This is a genomic window from Nocardia sp. NPDC088792 (assembly GCF_044750615.1).
Taxonomy (GTDB): Bacteria; Actinomycetota; Actinomycetes; order Mycobacteriales; family Mycobacteriaceae; genus Nocardia.
Window position 1 is genome coordinate 630,785 of the sequence record NZ_JBIVKC010000006.1, and the last position, 16,453, is coordinate 647,237.

18 protein-coding genes are annotated in these 16,453 nt (G+C 65.4%); 16 read left to right on the forward strand and 2 right to left on the reverse strand.

Annotated features, from left to right (window positions below):
* Window positions 1-915: a class I SAM-dependent methyltransferase gene (locus ACIP5Y_RS39170; protein ID WP_400357812.1), complete on the forward strand. Its 915-nt coding sequence runs from the start codon at window positions 1-3 to the stop codon at window positions 913-915.
* Window positions 916-921: 6 nt separating this feature from the next.
* Here ACIP5Y_RS39170 and ACIP5Y_RS39175 read toward each other — a convergent pair whose 3' ends face one another.
* On the reverse strand, window positions 922-1,686 hold the full coding sequence (locus ACIP5Y_RS39175; protein WP_400357813.1) for an acyl-CoA thioesterase domain-containing protein: 765 nt from the start codon (window positions 1,684-1,686) through the stop codon (window positions 922-924).
* A 103-nt stretch (window positions 1,687-1,789) separates the two neighbouring features.
* Between ACIP5Y_RS39175 and ACIP5Y_RS39180 the strand changes: the two genes are divergently transcribed.
* The 3 genes from ACIP5Y_RS39180 to ACIP5Y_RS39190 all read left to right on the forward strand — a co-directional run bounded on the left by ACIP5Y_RS39180 (window position 1,790) and on the right by ACIP5Y_RS39190 (window position 4,917).
* Window positions 1,790-2,404 carry a TetR/AcrR family transcriptional regulator gene (locus tag ACIP5Y_RS39180; protein WP_400357815.1) on the forward strand — a complete coding sequence of 205 codons (615 nt, stop codon included), beginning with the start codon at window positions 1,790-1,792 and terminating at the stop codon, window positions 2,402-2,404.
* Window positions 2,405-2,502: 98 nt separating this feature from the next.
* Complete coding sequence (locus ACIP5Y_RS39185) at window positions 2,503-2,931, forward strand: nuclear transport factor 2 family protein (RefSeq protein ID WP_400357816.1); 429 nt, start codon at window positions 2,503-2,505, stop codon at window positions 2,929-2,931.
* 36 nt (window positions 2,932-2,967) lie between these two features.
* A complete protein-coding gene (locus ACIP5Y_RS39190; protein WP_400357817.1) occupies window positions 2,968-4,917 on the forward strand; it encodes a GMC family oxidoreductase in 1,950 nt (649 codons plus the stop codon).
* A 26-nt stretch (window positions 4,918-4,943) separates the two neighbouring features.
* On the opposite strand, the gene ACIP5Y_RS39195 is transcribed toward ACIP5Y_RS39190, so the two are convergent.
* The gene (locus tag ACIP5Y_RS39195) at window positions 4,944-5,555 is read right to left on the reverse strand and encodes a TetR family transcriptional regulator (protein ID WP_400357819.1); all 612 of its coding nucleotides are present in this window, start codon (window positions 5,553-5,555) and stop codon (window positions 4,944-4,946) included.
* A 124-nt stretch (window positions 5,556-5,679) separates the two neighbouring features.
* On the opposite strand from ACIP5Y_RS39195, the gene ACIP5Y_RS39200 reads away from it, so the two are divergent.
* The 12 genes from ACIP5Y_RS39200 (at window position 5,680) to ACIP5Y_RS39255 (ending at window position 16,445) form a co-directional block, all read left to right on the forward strand.
* A complete protein-coding gene (locus ACIP5Y_RS39200; RefSeq protein WP_400357821.1) occupies window positions 5,680-6,903 on the forward strand; it encodes an alkane 1-monooxygenase in 1,224 nt (407 codons plus the stop codon).
* On the forward strand, window positions 6,903-7,091 hold the full coding sequence (locus ACIP5Y_RS39205; protein ID WP_400357822.1) for a rubredoxin: 189 nt from the start codon (window positions 6,903-6,905) through the stop codon (window positions 7,089-7,091). The genes ACIP5Y_RS39200 and ACIP5Y_RS39205 overlap by 1 nt, the downstream gene beginning before the upstream one ends.
* Entirely contained in the window at window positions 7,084-7,266 is a 183-nt protein-coding gene (locus tag ACIP5Y_RS39210) for a rubredoxin (RefSeq protein WP_400357824.1), read from the forward strand. Before ACIP5Y_RS39205 ends, ACIP5Y_RS39210 begins: the two co-directional genes overlap by 8 nt.
* On the forward strand, window positions 7,263-8,507 hold the full coding sequence (locus ACIP5Y_RS39215; RefSeq protein ID WP_400357826.1) for an NAD(P)/FAD-dependent oxidoreductase: 1,245 nt from the start codon (window positions 7,263-7,265) through the stop codon (window positions 8,505-8,507). The genes ACIP5Y_RS39210 and ACIP5Y_RS39215 overlap by 4 nt, the downstream gene beginning before the upstream one ends.
* Window positions 8,508-8,808: 301 nt before the next feature.
* On the forward strand, window positions 8,809-9,639 hold the full coding sequence (locus tag ACIP5Y_RS39220) for an MlaE family ABC transporter permease (RefSeq protein WP_400357827.1): 831 nt from the start codon (window positions 8,809-8,811) through the stop codon (window positions 9,637-9,639).
* Window positions 9,639-10,508 carry an MlaE family ABC transporter permease gene (locus ACIP5Y_RS39225; protein ID WP_397004570.1) on the forward strand — a complete coding sequence of 290 codons (870 nt, stop codon included), beginning with the start codon at window positions 9,639-9,641 and terminating at the stop codon, window positions 10,506-10,508. Before ACIP5Y_RS39220 ends, ACIP5Y_RS39225 begins: the two co-directional genes overlap by 1 nt.
* Window positions 10,509-10,510: 2 nt before the next feature.
* Window positions 10,511-11,539 (forward strand): MlaD family protein, encoded by a 1,029-nt coding sequence (locus ACIP5Y_RS39230; protein WP_400357830.1) that lies wholly within the window; start codon window positions 10,511-10,513, stop codon window positions 11,537-11,539.
* On the forward strand, window positions 11,536-12,543 hold the full coding sequence (locus ACIP5Y_RS39235) for an MlaD family protein (protein WP_400357831.1): 1,008 nt from the start codon (window positions 11,536-11,538) through the stop codon (window positions 12,541-12,543). Before ACIP5Y_RS39230 ends, ACIP5Y_RS39235 begins: the two co-directional genes overlap by 4 nt.
* Entirely contained in the window at window positions 12,540-13,553 is a 1,014-nt protein-coding gene (locus tag ACIP5Y_RS39240) for an MCE family protein (RefSeq protein ID WP_400357833.1), read from the forward strand. Before ACIP5Y_RS39235 ends, ACIP5Y_RS39240 begins: the two co-directional genes overlap by 4 nt.
* A 20-nt stretch (window positions 13,554-13,573) precedes the next feature.
* On the forward strand, window positions 13,574-14,494 hold the full coding sequence (locus ACIP5Y_RS39245; protein ID WP_400357835.1) for an MCE family protein: 921 nt from the start codon (window positions 13,574-13,576) through the stop codon (window positions 14,492-14,494).
* Window positions 14,491-15,498 carry an MlaD family protein gene (locus ACIP5Y_RS39250; RefSeq protein ID WP_400357837.1) on the forward strand — a complete coding sequence of 336 codons (1,008 nt, stop codon included), beginning with the start codon at window positions 14,491-14,493 and terminating at the stop codon, window positions 15,496-15,498. The genes ACIP5Y_RS39245 and ACIP5Y_RS39250 overlap by 4 nt, the downstream gene beginning before the upstream one ends.
* Window positions 15,495-16,445 (forward strand): MlaD family protein, encoded by a 951-nt coding sequence (locus ACIP5Y_RS39255; RefSeq protein ID WP_400357839.1) that lies wholly within the window; start codon window positions 15,495-15,497, stop codon window positions 16,443-16,445. Before ACIP5Y_RS39250 ends, ACIP5Y_RS39255 begins: the two co-directional genes overlap by 4 nt.
* The last annotated feature ends 8 nt before the right edge of the window (window positions 16,446-16,453 follow it).

Consider the following 16,453-nt stretch of genomic DNA (forward strand, 5'->3'; position numbering starts at 1 on the left):
ATGAGTTTCAGTAGATGTGACGGGGATGCGTGGGATCCGGCGTCCGGCGTTGGCGCTACTGCCACTATGGCTGCGGCGGTGCGGGCGATGGCGAGTCGTGGGGATGGGCGGCTTATTGATGATCGGTTTGCTGAGCCGCTGGTGCGGGCGGTGGGTATCGAGTTTCTGAGTCGGCTGGCGAGTGGGGAGGCGGGCGACACTGTTGAGGAGGTGTGGGTCGATATTGCTGTGGTGCGGACCAAGTTCTATGACGAGTTCTTTCTTGGTGCTGCGAACTCGGGTATCGGGCAGGTTGTGATTCTGGGTTCGGGGCTGGATTCTCGGGCGTATCGGCTGCTTTGGCCGGCTGGGACCGTCGTGTATGAGGTTGATCAGCCGCAGGTAGTCGAATTCAAGACGCGCATATTGGGTGAGTTGGGTGCTGTGCCTACTGCGGATCGGAGAGTGGCTGGGGTGGATCTGCGGGATGATTGGCCCGACGCGCTGCGGGCCGCTGGATTCGATCCGGGTCGGCCGACTGCTTGGAGTGCTGAAGGGCTGCTGGGGTATTTGCCGCCCGAGGCACAGGATGGGCTGTTGGACACCATCACTGAACTCAGTGCTCCGGGAAGCCGGGTGGCGACCGAAAGCAAGCCCAATCCGCGACCGGGCGATGAGGACAGCACGAAGGAAGGGCTGCAGCGGATCTCGGAACGCTGGAGCGGGCACGGTTACGCTCCGGATATGGCGAGGTTGCGCTATTTCGGTGCGCGTAACGAGGCGGGGCCGTATCTGGCGGAACGTGGCTGGGCGCTGGATGGGGTCAGTATCCGAGACCTGTTCGCTGCCAATGGCTTTTCATCGCTGAAGGACGACGAGATGCGGATGGGCGACCTGCGCTATGTCAGTGGCACGTTCGGTGGGACCGTGAAGTAGGAGCCCTCACTCGGCGAACGAGCGGGAGGCGGCGAAGGCGGCCAGGTCGACCTGGCGGCGGGCATTGGACAGGCCGGTGATGACGGTGGTGCCGAGGGGGCCGGTGCGGTCGTACATCAGGGCGGTGCCCACGACTATGCCGTTGGATGAAACCTGGTCTTGGGCTTGTAATCCCAGTTCCGGGCCTTCGGGGAGGCGGGTGAGCGTCAGGGTGACGTCGCTGTTGATGTAGCCGACGCCCTCGGTTCCCCAATTGCAGACCAGGCTGGTGGCATCGGCCACGAAGGCGGCCCGCTGGAAGGGGGTGATGGGTTCGCCGTCGATCAGTGGGGGCAGGTTGTGCCAGGCGGCCTTGCGCTGATTGTTCTGACCGGAGGCGAAATCGCCCGTCCAGTCCTGCTCGCCCGACTTGAACAGGGGCGGGCAGCCGCCCGGCATATCCAATGGTGCTGTGGGAGCGGGTAATCGGCGGATCGGCTGCCAGACCTCGCCGGGCGGATCCTGTGTGGCTGCCAGGTACATCACGCTGGCGCGGGCTCGCACACTGTCGCGCTGCACGATCGCTGCATCCACCATCCGGACGCGGCTGCCGTCGCGCACTATCTCACTGGAAAGCCGGATCGGCTCGTCGAGTACCGGGCGGAACAGGTCGACCGTGAACCGTGCGGGCACGAATCCGGCTCCGGGGGAGTGGATTTCGAGCTCGTGTGCGAGCAATCCGCAGACGCCGGTGCCACCGAGCTGGTTCGGCGCCCAGGGGCTGAGCGCCATTGCGGTTGCACGGTAGTACCCGTTTTCCGCTGTAAAGAATCCGACCACCCGTCCGACTATCCACCATTTGGTGGATACTGTCCATAGGACGGAGGATAGTTCCATGAGCGGTTCAGCGGCACGCCGTGCACCCGGTCCGGATGCCCGCCGGCGCGATGCGGATCGCACCCGGGCGCAGCTCCTGGAGGCGGCGAGCGAGATCTTCGCGGCCAAAGGACTTTCCGGCGCCCGGGTGCAGGAGATCGCTACCCGTGCGGGCGTGGACAAACAGCTGATCAGCTACTACTTCGGCGGCAAGGACGGCCTCTACGCCGAGGTCCTGCAGCAATGGCGAACGCACGAGCAAGGTCTCACCGACGATGACCTCCCCCTCGCGGAGGTGACGGTGCGCTACTTGCGGCAGGTCCTCGCCGATCCACGCGCCACCCGCTTGTCCTACTGGGATGAACGCGACAGCTCCGAGACCACCCCCACCACCGCGCGCGCTTTGCAGAACTTGCGCGTGCGCAAGGAACGCGGTGAGCTCCCAACGGATCTGGATGAAGCCGCCCTCCTGCTCGCCATCACCGGCATGGTCACCGTCGCGGCCACCATGCCCGCTCTGGTGGAACGCCTCTTCGGTGTCCCGCCCACGCATCCGGACTTCGAATCCCGCTACGTCCCGCAGGTCCAGCGCCTCATCGGCCTCCTGACCGACACTGCTCATCAGCAACGATAAGTATTCGCGATCGCTCCGAGTGCGGATCCGGGCTCGATCGACGATGCCGGAGACGGTTGACTCGAATCCGTAAGCAGCACAACGACGGAAGGCGCGACATGATCACCGAACTCACCGCCGAGACTGTTCTCGCTCCCAAGACCGTTGTCCGGCGCTACTTCGAGGCGCTCGCGGCAGGGGACCAGGACACCATCCGGGATTCGTGGGCCGAGGATGGAAGCTGCTGGTACGGCGGCGATCTGCCGATCTCGGGTCGCTGGGAGGGGCGCGATCAGGTGCTCGGCGGGTTCCTGGCCACCGCCTTCGACCACTTCGACCCGGAGTACGCGGTGGGGCTGCGGGTGACGAACCTCTTCGGCGAAGGGCAACAGGTGTTCGCGGAATGGGATTCGTGGGGGATGGGCAAGACCGGGCGGCGCTACGACCAGAAGAACAGCGCGGTCTTCATGATCCGGGACGGCAGGATCGCGGAGATGCGCGAGTACGCCGACACCCAGCACTGGAAGTGGGCTCTTGTGAAGGATTGAGAAGACAGGTGCCCCACCTTGCCGCATGATGACGGCATGGCTTCACACGCGGCGCGGCGTGCCGTTCTCGAGATGGTTTGTGACACTTTCGCCCCGGGGGACGGGGGTGAACTGCTGCCGGCCTCGGTGCTGGGTGTCGCCGATACCGTGCAGGAGCTGCTCGACCGCAATCCGCGGGCGGCGGAGCGGCAGCAGTTCGATCTCCTCATGCGGGTGTGGAACACGCGGCTGTTCGGGCTGCTCAATGGTGCGGGCTGGCGGAAGTTCTCGGCGCTCACGCAGGCCGATCGCGAGCAGTTGCTGCTGGGCCTGGCGAATTCGCGAATCGAGAAGAAGCGGGCCCTGTTTCAAGCGCTGAAAGGCGCGGCGGTCACCTCCTACTATCTGACGCCGGGCCCGACCGGGGCCAATCCGGTCTGGGAGCACATCGGCATCTCGCCGGCTTTCGGTCCCCTGGCGGGTGCGCAGCGTGGACTGAGCCCCGAGCGTCCGGCCGAAGACACCACGATCGTGTGCGATGTGGTGGTGGTCGGTTCCGGCGCGGGCGGCGGGACTGCTGCCGCGGTGCTGGCCGAGGCGGGGTTGGACGTGGTCGTGCTGGAACGTGGTGGGTACTTCGACGATCCGGACTTCGGCACGGGCGAGAAGGAAGGCTTCATCAACCTCTACGCCCCCGGCCCGGCCGCCACCGCCGAGGGCCAGCTGGGTCTGGTCGCGGGCGGATGCCTGGGTGGTGGCACGGTGGTCAATTTCAGCACGTCCTTCCGCACGCCCGATGATGTGCGCGAGGAGTGGGCGCGGGTCGGTGCGCGGCAGTTCGCCGAGGCGGAGTACACGGCGGCGCTGGATGCCGTGGTCGCCCGTATCGGAGTGAATGTCGATCACTCCCCGGCGTCCAAGCGGGACGAGATGCTCGAGCGGGGGTTGCGCGAGCTCGGCTGGCATGTCGAGCCGTTGCCCCGGAACGTCACGAATTGTGACGCCGGAGTGGAGTGCGGGCGTTGTGGTTTCGGTTGCCGTCTGGGCGCCAAGCAGTCGGTGGCAAAGACCTGGCTCGTGGATGCCGCCGAGCAGGGCGCGCGTCTGCTGGTCGGCACCGAGGTGCGGCGCATCCAGATCAGCAATAGCCAGGCTACCGGTGTGGAAGCGCGTACCGCCGAGGGACATTCGGTGTGGGTGCATGCGCGGGCGGTGGTGGTCGCGGCGGGCGCGATCCAGACCCCGGCCCTACTGCGCCGCTCCGGCCTGGCCAACCGCAATATCGGCAATTTCCTCCGATTGCATCCCGCGACAGCGGTTTTCGGTGTTTTCGACGAGGAGATCCGCCCCTGGGAAGGCGGCATGCAGACGCGCTACTCGAAGCAGCACCGCGATCTGGACGGTAATGGCTACGGCGTCATCTACGAGACCGGCCCGATGACTCCGGGGATGTCGATCGGCTTCCAATCCTGGACGGGTTCGGCCGCGCATCGCGAGAACATGGCCGGTCTCGCGAACACGGTGGCCGTCGGCATCATCACCCGCGATCGTGACCACGGCGCGGTGGAAACGGACCGCAAGGGTGACGCGGTGGTGCGCTACCGCCTCTCCGCCCGCGACGCCGCTCACCTGCACACCGGAATCGGCGGTGCGGCAAGCATTCTGGAGGCTGCCGGGGCGAACCGCATCTTCTCCGGACATCAGGCGGGACCGAGTTACGAGCCCGGGAAGCGCGGTTCGCACGAGGAGTTCGTGGCTGCCTGCGCCGAGGCCGGTTACGGCCCGGGCCGCTGTACGCTGGCTGCGCTGCACATCATGGGTTCCGCCCGCATGGGCGGTTCGGCTGCGGATTCGGCCACCGATCCCGATGGTGCGACCTGGGATGTGCCGAATATCGTGGTCGCGGACGGTTCTTGCTTCCCGACCGCCTCGGGCGTGAACCCCATGGTGAGCATCGAGGCCATTGCCTACATGAATGCCTCGCGGCTGGCCGCGCGTCTCGGCTGAGCCGAAAACGCTTGGGGGAGTTGCAGTTATCGCGCGAGTAGCGGTGCGAACAGGCTGACCACCACCAGTTCGATCTGGCCGACCGCGCCCTCGATGGGCCCGGTCGGCTGGAACAGGTGGCTCAGCGCCAGCCGCACCACCGTCTCGGCGCGCGAGGCCAATTCGGCATCGCTCACTTCGGTCAGTCCGTACTGCGATCGGACCGCGGCCGTCACCGCCGTAATCGCCCGTCCCAGTACGGGTTCCGGCTCGGTCATCAGGGTGGGCAGTAGTTCGGTATCGGTGGCCGACCGCCCGGAGAGCACGGCTTTCAGCAGGATATTGTCCGCGCCCGTGCGCAGCGTGTAGTCGACCGCGCTGGTCAGGCCGGCCAGGACATCGCCGGGGTGGGCGGCGAGACTTCCGGTGATGCCGACCAGGAAGGTGTCGACCTCCTGCCGGATGACCACCTCGGCGAGGTCCTCGCGTTTGCCGATCTCCTTGTAGAGCACCGGGCGGCTGACGCCCACTTCCTTGGCGACGCGGGACATGTTCACCGCGCCCCAGCCTTCGGTGCAGACGATCCGGCGCGCGGTCTCGATGACTCGTTCGCGCAGCAGGAGACGCATCTCGTTCTGGAAATTCGGCGCTTCATCCACGCCAGCGATCGTACATGAGCTGCGGATACGTCTCATCATTGACAATGAAGTGTGATGTGTATGTAATGAATACACATCTCGGCAAAGTGTAAACAGTCGAGGTCAGGCTGTTAGGAGATCGACAATGACGACGTCTCGCACCCATGAGCAGGGGTATTCGGCACCTCCGCAGTGGCGCGATCGCAAGCGGTATCTATGGCTGTTCGGCCTGGTCCCCCCGACCGCCCTGTTCCTGGCCATCGGCCTGGTCCGGGCGTTCAACGGGCTCGGCTGGCGGGCCGTCTCGCCGGTGTGGTGGTGGATCGGTCCCATGCTGGTCTACGTGCTGCTGCCGATCCTGGACCGGTTCTTCGGCCCGGACGGCCAGAACCCGCCCGACGAGGTGATGGAGTACCTGGAGAACGACAAGTACTACCGCTACTGCACCTACGCCTACATTCCCTTCCAGGTGCTGAGCCTGTTCTTCGCCGGCTACCTGTGGACCGCCTCGAACCTGTCCTGGCTGGGCATCGACGGCGGTCTGGGACTGATCTCCAAGATCGGCCTGGCATTGAGCGTGGGCGTCATGGGCGGCGTCGGCATCAATACCGCACACGAATTGGGCCACAAGAAGGACGATCTGGAGCGCTGGCTCTCGAAGATCACGCTGGCCCAGACGTTCTACGGGCACTTCTACATCGAGCACAATCGCGGTCACCACGTGCGCGTCGCCACGCCCGAGGATCCGGCGAGCGCCCGTTTCGCCGAGACGTTCTGGAGCTTCCTGCCGCGCAGCGTCTGGGGCAGCCTGCGCTCGTCCTGGGAGCTGGAGGCGAAGCGCCTGGAGCGATTGGGCAAGCGCCCGTGGACGATTCGCAATGACGTGCTCAATGCCTGGCTCATGTCGGTGGTCTTGTGGGGCGCGCTGATCGCGGTCTTCGGCGTGAGCGTGCTGCCGTATCTGGTGATCCAGGCCGTCTACGGTTTCGCCCTGCTGGAGACGGTGAACTACCTCGAGCACTACGGGCTGCTGCGGCAGAAGACGGCCGCCGGCCGTTACGAGCGCTGCACCCCCGAGCACAGCTGGAACTCCGACCACATCGTCACCAATATCTTCCTCTACCACCTGCAGCGGCACAGTGATCACCACGCGAATCCGACTCGGCGCTACCAGATCCTGCGCAGTATGGACGGCGCCCCGAACCTGCCCAGCGGCTACGCCAGCATGATCTCGCTGGCCTACTTCCCGCCCCTATGGCGCCGGGTGATGGATCACCGGGTGCTGGCTCACTACGGGGGTGACATCACCCGCGTGAACATCCAGCCCCGCAAGCGATCCCGCGTGCTGGCGAAGTACGGGGTGGCCTGATGTCCGCCTACCGCTGTCCCGTCTGCGATTACACCTACGACGAGTCCAAAGGTGCACCGCGCGAAGGCTTCCCGTCCGGCACCCCGTGGTCGTCGGTACCCGACGACTGGTGCTGCCCCGACTGCGGCGTACGCGAAAAGCTGGATTTCGAACCCACTTCCACCCCGACAGGACCCCGTCATGACTGACTACAAACTCTTCCGCTGCCTGCAATGCGGTTTCGAATACGACGAGGCCGAAGGCTGGCCCGAGGACGGCATCGCCCCCGGCACCCGCTGGACCGACATTCCCGACGATTGGTCCTGCCCCGATTGCGGCGCCGCCAAATCCGATTTCGAAATGGTCGAGGTCAGCCGCGCGTGACCGGCCGCATCGTCATCGTGGGCACCGGCGTCGCGGGCGCCACCGCGGCGAAAACCCTCCGCACGGAAGGCTATTCGGGCGAGATCCTCCTGCTCGGCGCCGAACCCTCGCTCCCGTACCGCCGGCCCATGGTCTCGAAGGAACTCCTGGCCGGCACGGCAGCAGAACGCCGAACCTTGCTGCAGCCCGCCGAATTCTGGCGCGACCACGCCATCGACCTGCGCACCGCAACCACGGTCGAGCGCATCGACCCCGTCCCGCAACTGGTCTGGCCGGCCGACGGCACCGCGATCGGATACGACAGCCTGCTGCTGGCCACGGGTGCGCTGCCGCGCCGACTACCCGGTGCGACTGCGGCATCGAAGGGCCTGGAAGGTCCGGGCGTGCACACGCTGCGTCTGCGGAGTGATGTGGGTGGGGTGCGCTCGGTTCTCTCGGCGGGTGGATCTCTGGTGATCGTGGGCGGCGGGTTGATCGGGTGCGAGGTGGCGGCGACCGCGCGGGGGCTCGGGGCACGGGTGACCATCTTGCATGCCGGAGCGACGTTGCTCGATCGGGTCGCGCCTGCGGTTGTCGGCGAGTATTACCGGAAGCTGCACGCGGACAATGGGGTCGAGGTGGTGACCGGGGTAATGCTGGATCGCCTCGAGGACGGTGAGGGCGTGACGGCCGTGGCCGCGGACGGACGCAGGTGGGTGGCGTCGGCGGCGCTGGTTGCCATCGGTGCTGTCCCGGACACTCGGTTGGCGGAGAGGGCTGGGCTTGCCATTGAGGAGGGCATTCGCGTCGATGAGCGGTATCGGACCTCGGCTGCCGGGATCTTCGCCGCGGGTGATGCCGCGAGCCGCCTCGATTCCGAATCGGGTGAGTATCGGCGCGAGGAGCATTGGAACAGTGCGCAGGCGCAGGGCGCGGCCGCGGCGCGGTCGATGCTCGGGCTGCCGGCCGTGCCTGAGGAGATTTCGTGGGGCTGGTCTCAGCAGTATGGGCGAAACCTACAGTTCGCGGGCATGATTCGGCCCGAGCACGAGGTGATCGTGCGGGGTGATGCGGCGGCCGGTGATGTGACCGTGCTCGGTCTGGACGGAGGCCGACTGGTCGGTGCGGTCGGGGTGGGGCGTCCGGCCGAGATCCGTGCGGCCCGGGATCTCATCGCGCGCCGGGTGGTGCTGGACTCGGCGGAGTGTGCGGATCCGGCACGGCCGCTGGGTGCGGTGACCGCACTGTCCGGACAGTCCTGAGGGCACGCGCCCGCAATCGAGTTAACCGCCCGCAAAATCCGAAAGGCCGACCCGTCCGTCAGTGACGTGTCGGCCTTTCGCATTTGCGGGGCCATTGCTGAAAGCTGCTGGTGGAAGCCCGTATCTACGGGCGGGCCGCGCATTGTTCACCGACACGCCGACCCGGTCAAGCCCAAAATCATTTCCGTGAAGACTGACACGTCAGTCCGTGATCTGTATTACTGTCTCGGTCAGTTGAGACCGGTCAAGCAGAGGGGCCGGTCGGCATCGGCCAGATAGCGGGGCTGTGGGGTGGTAGGCATTGGTCGACAAGGTCATTCGGGGGCCCGAGCCGTTGATACGGCAGGCAATCGAATTCGTTCTCTCCGGGTTGCGGACATTCGGACGCACCATTCAATTGGCGGTGGCAGCCTTCAAATTCCTGGTTGTGGACATCGTCAAGCTGCGGCATCCGTGGCGTGACACGCTACAGCAGGGCTGGTTCATAGTCAGCGTGACGGCGATTCCCGCTGTGCTGGTGTCGATTCCGTTCGGCGTGATCGTGGCCGTGCAGGTCGGCAGCCTGACTCAGCAGGTCGGCGCGAGCTCTGTCTCAGGAGCTGCCGGCGGTCTGGGCGTCATTCGCCAGGGTGCGCCGATCGTGACCGCCCTGCTCCTGGGTGGTGCGGCCGGATCCGCCATCGCCTCGGATCTGGGGGCTCGCACCATTCGCGACGAGGTGGATGCCTTGCGCGTCATGGGCATCGATCCGGTACGCCGGCTGGTCGCGCCTCGTCTCGCGGCCATGCTCGTGCTCACGCCGCTGCTGTGCATGCTGATCATCTTCATGGGCGTGTTCACCGGCTACGTGATCGCGGTCGGCTTTCAGGACGTCACGCCCGGCAGCTACCTGTCCGCCTTCGCATCCTTCGCGAAGATGTCGGATCTGGTAGTGGCCATAGTGAAGTCCGTCATCTTCGGGATCATCGTGCTGATCGTGTCCTGCCAGCGCGGTCTGGAGGCCACGCACGGACCCAAGGGTGTCGCGAATGCCGTGAACGCCGCGGTGGTGATCGGTGTGATCGCCGCGTTCGGCGTGAATCTGGTCATCACGCAGCTGGTTTCGATGTTCATCCCGACGCAGGTGGGCTGATGACTCAGGTTCCCGCACGCTATATGCCGCTCGGTGTGGTCGGCCGCACCGTGGAACGCGGCGCCCAGGCGCCCATGTCGATCTTCGAATCGCTCGGGCATCAGGCGACCTTCGTCTACGAGGTGCTGGCCGCGATACCGCACACGCTGAAGGTGTATCGCCGCCAGACCATGCTTATCCTGTCCGACATCACCTGGGGTTCCGGCGCGATCATCGTCGGTGGCGGCACCGTGGCGGTCCTGGCGTTTCTCGGCATCGCGGTCGGCGGTTCCATTGGTGTGGAGGGCTTTTCCGCGCTGAACATGGTCGGCATGGGCCCGCTCACCGGGTTCGTCTCGGCCTACGCCAATACCCGGGAGATGGCGCCGATGATCGCCGCCATCGGGTTCGCCGCCCAGGCGGGCTGCCGCATGACGGCCGAGATCGGGGCAATGCGCATCTCCGAGGAGATCGACGCGCTGGAGGCCATCGGCATCCGGCCCATGCCGTTCGTGGTGACCACCCGCGTGATCGCGGGCGTGATCACCATCGTTCCGCTGCAACTGCTCACGCTGATCCTGTCGTACCTGTCGTGCGCGACCGTGGTGAACGTGCTGCACGGGCAGTCCCCGGGCACCTACTACCACTATTTCGACGCGTTCCTGCAACCGGGCGATGTGCTCGCTTCGCTGCTCAAGGCGACGATCTTCGTGGTCACCATCATTCTCATCCACGGCTATCAGGGCTTCTATGCCTCCGGCGGGCCGGAGGGCGTGGGCCGGGCCTCCGGGCGGGCCATTCGCGCCAGCCTGGTGGGCGTCGTAATCCTGGACATGATCCTCACGATCTTGATCTGGGGCGTGGATGTCGGCATCCGGATCTCGGGGTAGTCATGGCGGTATTCAAGGATCATTCCGGTCGCAGTGCCGGCAAATGGGCGCTGCGGGCGCGCGGGCTGGTGGTCGCGATCGTGCTGGTGGTCGTGTTCATGGTGGTGAGTGCTTATGCGCGTGGGTCTTTCGCGGACAAGTTCTCGCTCACCATCGACGCGGCGACGCTCGGGGAGGGGCTGGCGCCGGGCGCGGAGGTGAAGTTCCGCGGCTACGCCATCGGCACCGTGCACAAGGTGGAGACGGTCGGCTACGGGCAGCAGCGCATCGAGCTGCAGCTGGACCGGAATCAGGCCAAGGCGCTCACCACCGATGCGACGGCGCGATTCACCTCGTCGAACGTCTTCGGTTCCAGCGCAGTCGAATTGGTGCCGGGTACGGACGGGAAGCCGTTGCGCGAAGGCTCGGTGCTGCAGATCGGTGCGGGCTCCACCAATGCCACCGTGGCGGGGGTGTTCCGGCGCGCGGCGCGGCTCACCCAGGTGCTCGACTCGGCCACCGTGCACCGGCTCATCGATCTCATGCTCAACAATGCCGATGCCATCGGCCCGACGCTGAAGACGTTCTTCGAGACCGCGAAGATGTTCGCCGACGATCAGCAGAATTCGCTGGCGCACTATCTGCGCATCGGCGGTGATATGACCGGCGCGTTCCGTGACCTGACGCCATCGGCCGGTCACGCGATTCTCTCGGTGCTCGATCAGAGCGCCTACTTCGGCGCGCCGGACGCTCAGGCCCGCACCAACAAGGCCACGGACGGCGTGAATCAGGCGGTGCTGATCGGCGTTTCGGATCTGCTGCAGCGCAACAATCCGGACCTGGAGAAGACGCTCGACGGTGTGCTGGATCTCGCGGTGCCCATCAGCGTCTCGCTGGGCACGGTGGCCCCGGCCTACAACCGGATCCCGAATCTGATCAAGGCCATGGACGGCGCCTTCCCGGTGGTCGACGGCAAGGTGCAGCTGCAACTCGACATCATCGCGAAAAACATGCCGTACCTGGCGGATTCACTCGGGGGAGGGCAGCGGTGAACGATATCGTCAAGTCCTCGATCAAGCTCACGGTGTTCCTGCTCGTGGTGGCGGCCTGCACCACCTTCATCGTGACCGCGCTGCGTACCCCGATACCGGGCCACAAGACCGGCTACGACGCGGTATTCACCGACGTATCCGGCCTGTTCACCGGTGATTCGGTGCGCATGTCCGGGGTCGCGGTGGGCAAGGTGGACTCCATCACGCTCGACGGCGTGCACGCCCGGGTGCACTTCACGGTCCAGTCGGATCGCCCGGTCTACGACAACACCCAGGCCGCGGTGCGCTACCAGAACCTGATCGGGCAGCGCTATGTCGAGCTCCTCACCACCGGTGCGGCCGGTGTGAAACTGCCTGCGGGAGCGACTATTCCGGTGGATCACACCATCCCCAGCTTCGATGTGTCGAAGCTGTTCAACGGCTTCAAACCCATGTTCGACACGCTGGATCCCGCGCAGCTCAACGAGTTCGGCACCAATCTGCTGCGCGTCATCCAGGGTGACGGCGCCGGCATCGGCCCGGTGCTGGCGGATGTGAACAATCTGGTCCAGCACGCCAAGAGCAGCGAATCGGTGATCGTACTGCTCATCCGCAATCTCGGGCTGGTCTCCGACGAGATCGGCGGCAAGTCCAAGGCGGTCGGCGACCTGGTGCAGCAGCTGGCGGATATCCTGCGCCAGTTCACCAGCAAGACCCAGACCGTGCTGAGTGCCATCGATTCGGCGAAAGCCACACTCGCGCCATTGATTCCGATTCTCGAAGAAGGCCAGAGCGCCTACGACACGGCGTACGGCCCGATCGACGGGCTGCTGCGCCGGCTGGTTCCGGAGACGAACCAGCTCACCCAGATCCTGGCCATCACGCCGCAGCTCATCACCGGGCTGAACCAGTCGGTGCCGGGTAATGGCGTGAAGCCGCGGATCACGTGCTCGACCGGTGAGGCGGCGCTGCCCGCTGCCGTGGGTGCGATCCTGTCCACGCAGAACCTGGTGGTGTGCCAATGAAGGCTCTGATCAGCTATATCGGTGAGCTCGTGCGCGAGACCCTCACCGGTCGCGGCGACCAGCCGACCCAATTGCGCTGGGGCGTAGTGGGTGTCGTGGTGTGTGTGATCACGTTGGCGATCGCGGGCGCGCTGTATGTGATCCCGTTCGGGGAGCGCAGCTATACCGCCGATTTCGCCATCTCCGGCGGTGCGCGATCCGGGGACGAGGTGCGGGTGGCCGGTATCAGCGTCGGCAAGATCCGCGCCGTGGACCTGGTCGGTGATCACGTCGAGGTGCAGTTCACGGTGAAGAACGACGTGCGAGTGGGGGACAGGTCGGCGGTGGAGGTGAAGATGCTGACGCCCATCGGCGGTCAGTATCTGGCGCTGTCCCCGGCCGGCGACAAGGATCTGGGCGGGACCCACATTCCGAAGGAGCGCACCGCCACTCCCTTCCAGTTGAGCGACATTCTGGACAAGGGCACGCCGATCTTCAGCAAGATCGACGCCTCCACCATGCGCGGCACCATCGGCCAGCTGGATCAGGCGCTCAACCAGCAGCCGAACGCGCTGCGCGACCTGATCGGCAATGCCAATGATCTGACCGGCCTGCTGGCCGATCGCACCCAGCAGCTGAATTCGGCGCTGAATGTGTCCGACGAATACATCGCCGCCATTGCCGATGACAAGGCGCTGCTGGCCGACTTCGTCAAACAGCTGGGCCAGGTGGCCGATCAGCTCGGCAATCGCAAGGACGACATCGTCTCGGTGTTCAACCTGATCAAGCGGCTACTGGTGGTGCTGGACCGCCCGATCATGGCCTACGGCGACACTCTCGAACCGAATGTCGCGCAGCTGGAACAGCTGTTCTCCAAGGTCTTCGATGATCCGAATCGGATCGACACCGTGATCACCGGCCTGCGCGGGGTGATCGACAAGCTGAACGGCATGCTCGGCACCCAGATCAAGGTGGACAAACCCGCCGAGGGCATTCAGATCTGCATTCCCTACGACGGCAAGGCGTGCTGATGCGGTGGAACAGAAGAGCCTTGGGCAGAACGGTTCTCGCGGCCGGCGTCGCGGTGGCGGTGGTGGCCGCCGGGGTCGTCGGGGTGCGGTGGGTGAACAGCGAGCGCAATCCGCAGCAGAGCCTCTGCGCCGAATTCACCGATACCGTCGGCCTCTATCAGGGCAACAGCGTGACCATGCTCGGCGTCGAGATCGGTTCGGTCAAGACGATCGAATCGCTCGGTGACCGCATGCGGGTCACCATGAATATCAAGAAGTCGGTGAAATTGCCCGCCGATATCCAGGCGGTCACCATGTCGAGTTCGATCGTGACCGATCGGCATGTGGAGCTCAGCAAGACCTATACCGGCGGACCGCGTTTCGATACCTCGAAATGTATTCCGCTGGAAAGCACTAAGACGCCGATCGGCATCAGTGACGCGCTGGACGCCATGGGCAAGCTGGCCGGCGATCTCACCGGACCGACCACGCCGGGCAAGCCGGACACCCTGATCGACGACACCCTCACCGCGGCCGATCAGGCCATCTCCGGCACCGGGCCGCAATGGAATGCCCTGCTGCAGCGGCTGTCCGCGGTGGTCGGCGATCCGAATCAGAAGGATGTGGTCTTCCGGCGCCTGGTCGACAATCTGGACTCGCTCACCACCATGTTCGTCAGCAACTGGCCGGATATGCAGCAGGTGCTGGACAATCTGCGCGCCGGGTTGCAGTTGATCGGTCAGTTCTCGGCGCAGTTCGCCGGTGCGGTGGATCTCGCGGTGGAATTCCTGCCGGTGATCGCCCGCAATGTCGGCAAATACGATAAGCAGGTCTACGCGCTGCTGGATCAGGTGCTCCCGCAGGTGCACGCCTTCGCCCAGCAGCACGAGGGCGATATCAGCGATCTGCTGTCGCATCTGCCGCCGCTGGCCGCCGTGCTACCGCAGGCGGGCGCCCGATGAAACGTACTCTCGTCAAACTGGTTCCGGCGCTGACCGCGGCCGCGCTGGTGCTCACCGGATGCGGGGTGAAGGCCACCGACCTTCCGATTCCCGGCACCTATCCCAGCGGTGACACCTACAGCGTGCGTATCGAATTCGGTTCCGTGCTGAATCTGCCCGATCGGGCCAAGGTGGTCGCCGACGGTGTAGAGGTCGGCATGCTCGACCATATCGACCTGGTGGGCAATACCGCGGTGGCGACGGTGAAGCTGCATACCGACGCCAAGCTGCCCAAGACCACCACCGCGGAACTGCAGCAGGACACCATTCTCGGTGATATCCATATCGCGCTGCAGGCGCCGAGGAACTCCGACAACAACTTCCTGCAGAACGGTGATGTGATCCCCGAGACGCAGACCATTCCCGCGGCGAACGTCGAGGATATTCTGCGCTCACTGTCGGATCTGATCACCGGCGGCCGCTGGGCGGATGTGCAGCGGCTGGTCAACAATGTGAACGCGGCCTTCCCGTCGGATCCGGCCGAGCTGGACCGGATCAGCAATGCCGGGCGGGCCGCCCTGCACGATATGGCCTCGCACACCGCCGATATCGATCGGATTCTGGCTGGGGCACAGCAGATCTCGGACAAGCTGGCGGCCGGGCGGGCGGCGGTGGACGACATTCTCACCAATGGCCCCAGCCGGGCGGCGGGTCTGTCGGATGTGCTGTTCGGGGTCGTGAAGCTGATTATCAGCGGCGGTCCGCTGGCCCGTAACGCCGGGGCCTTGTTGCTACCGCATGTCGGGGATTTCCAGTCCATCGTGTCGATTCTCGCGCCGACCGCGGTGACGGCCGGGTACGCGGATCTGACCTTGGCCTCGGATCTGGATGCCTTCCATAATCTGTTGCGGGACAAGCTGATTCCGTTCTTCGACGCCCCGAATGTGAATGTGCGGAAGGTGTCGTCGGATGTGCAGGCCGACCAGTTGATCACCACACTGCGCTCGATCGGGATGGTGCCATGAAACTCTCACTCTCCGGACCGGTTTCGCTGGTGCTGCTGCTGGTCCTGACGCTGGTGTGCGGCAGCTATATGGCCGTGGACGTGCTGAATCTGGATCCGCGCCGGCAGAACAACACCGTGACGGTGCTGCTGGACTCCTCCGGCGGTCTCATGAAGACCTCCCAGGTGACCTTGCGCGGGCTGCCGATCGGCAAGGTGCGGGATATCGCCGCGACGGCCACCGGGCTGCAGGTGACGCTGGAATACGATGCCAAGTACCGGATTCCGGTGGACAGCGGCGTGCAGATCGCCAACCTGTCCGCCGCCGGTGAACAGTATCTGGACTTCCGGCCCACCGGCACCGCGGGACCGTTCCTGCACGACGGCAGTATCGTGCCCACCCGTCAGGTGAAGACCGCGACCACCGTGGGTGATGCGCTGGCCAAGCTGGATGCGCTGACGGCGCAACTGGATCCGGCCAAGTTGCAGGATCTGGCGTCCACGGTCGCCGCGGGCTTCGACGGCCGCGCCGCCGACGTCGCCAATCTGACCCAGGCGCTGGTCGGCACCGCGAATCTGTTGCGCGACAAGCGGGATGAGATCGCGCGGCTGTACATCAATGTGCAGACCCTCGGCGACCGTCTCGACGGCCGGGCGCCGACCCTGAGCGCCGCCGCCGGTGATATCGACACCGGCATGCCCGAGCTGCTGCACATCATCGGCGCGTTCCAGAACTACTCGTATGTGGGCGAGAACATCTGGGACGACCCGATCGGGCCGCTGGTCACCAAGATCGACCAATACATCCAGCTGATCGGCCCGGACCTGGGCCATATCGCCACCGCTCTGAAGCCCGCGACCAGCGTGATCAAACCCATTCGCGTGGACGCCGGATCCATTGTGGACCTGCTGTCCACCGTGTTCCCCGGCGACGGCGCCGCGCATGTCGGCGTCAGCGTTCCCCGATAGAGAGGCAA

Bases quoted from the DNA above. Each gene is read 5' to 3' on its own strand.
- ACIP5Y_RS39170 (WP_400357812.1), top strand. From the start codon at position 1: ATGAGTTTCAGTAGATGTGACGGGGATGCGTGGGATCCGGCGTCCGGC.
- ACIP5Y_RS39175 (WP_400357813.1), bottom strand. From the start codon at position 1,686: ATGGCGCTCAGCCCCTGGGCGCCGAACCAGCTCGGTGGCACCGGCGTC.
- ACIP5Y_RS39180 (WP_400357815.1), top strand. From the start codon at position 1,790: ATGAGCGGTTCAGCGGCACGCCGTGCACCCGGTCCGGATGCCCGCCGG.
- ACIP5Y_RS39185 (WP_400357816.1), top strand. From the start codon at position 2,503: ATGATCACCGAACTCACCGCCGAGACTGTTCTCGCTCCCAAGACCGTT.
- ACIP5Y_RS39190 (WP_400357817.1), top strand. From the start codon at position 2,968: ATGGCTTCACACGCGGCGCGGCGTGCCGTTCTCGAGATGGTTTGTGAC.
- ACIP5Y_RS39200 (WP_400357821.1), top strand. From the start codon at position 5,680: ATGACGACGTCTCGCACCCATGAGCAGGGGTATTCGGCACCTCCGCAG.
- ACIP5Y_RS39205 (WP_400357822.1), top strand. From the start codon at position 6,903: ATGTCCGCCTACCGCTGTCCCGTCTGCGATTACACCTACGACGAGTCC.
- ACIP5Y_RS39210 (WP_400357824.1), top strand. From the start codon at position 7,084: ATGACTGACTACAAACTCTTCCGCTGCCTGCAATGCGGTTTCGAATAC.
- ACIP5Y_RS39225 (WP_397004570.1), top strand. From the start codon at position 9,639: ATGACTCAGGTTCCCGCACGCTATATGCCGCTCGGTGTGGTCGGCCGC.
- ACIP5Y_RS39230 (WP_400357830.1), top strand. From the start codon at position 10,511: ATGGCGGTATTCAAGGATCATTCCGGTCGCAGTGCCGGCAAATGGGCG.
- ACIP5Y_RS39240 (WP_400357833.1), top strand. From the start codon at position 12,540: ATGAAGGCTCTGATCAGCTATATCGGTGAGCTCGTGCGCGAGACCCTC.
- ACIP5Y_RS39250 (WP_400357837.1), top strand. From the start codon at position 14,491: ATGAAACGTACTCTCGTCAAACTGGTTCCGGCGCTGACCGCGGCCGCG.
- ACIP5Y_RS39255 (WP_400357839.1), top strand. From the start codon at position 15,495: ATGAAACTCTCACTCTCCGGACCGGTTTCGCTGGTGCTGCTGCTGGTC.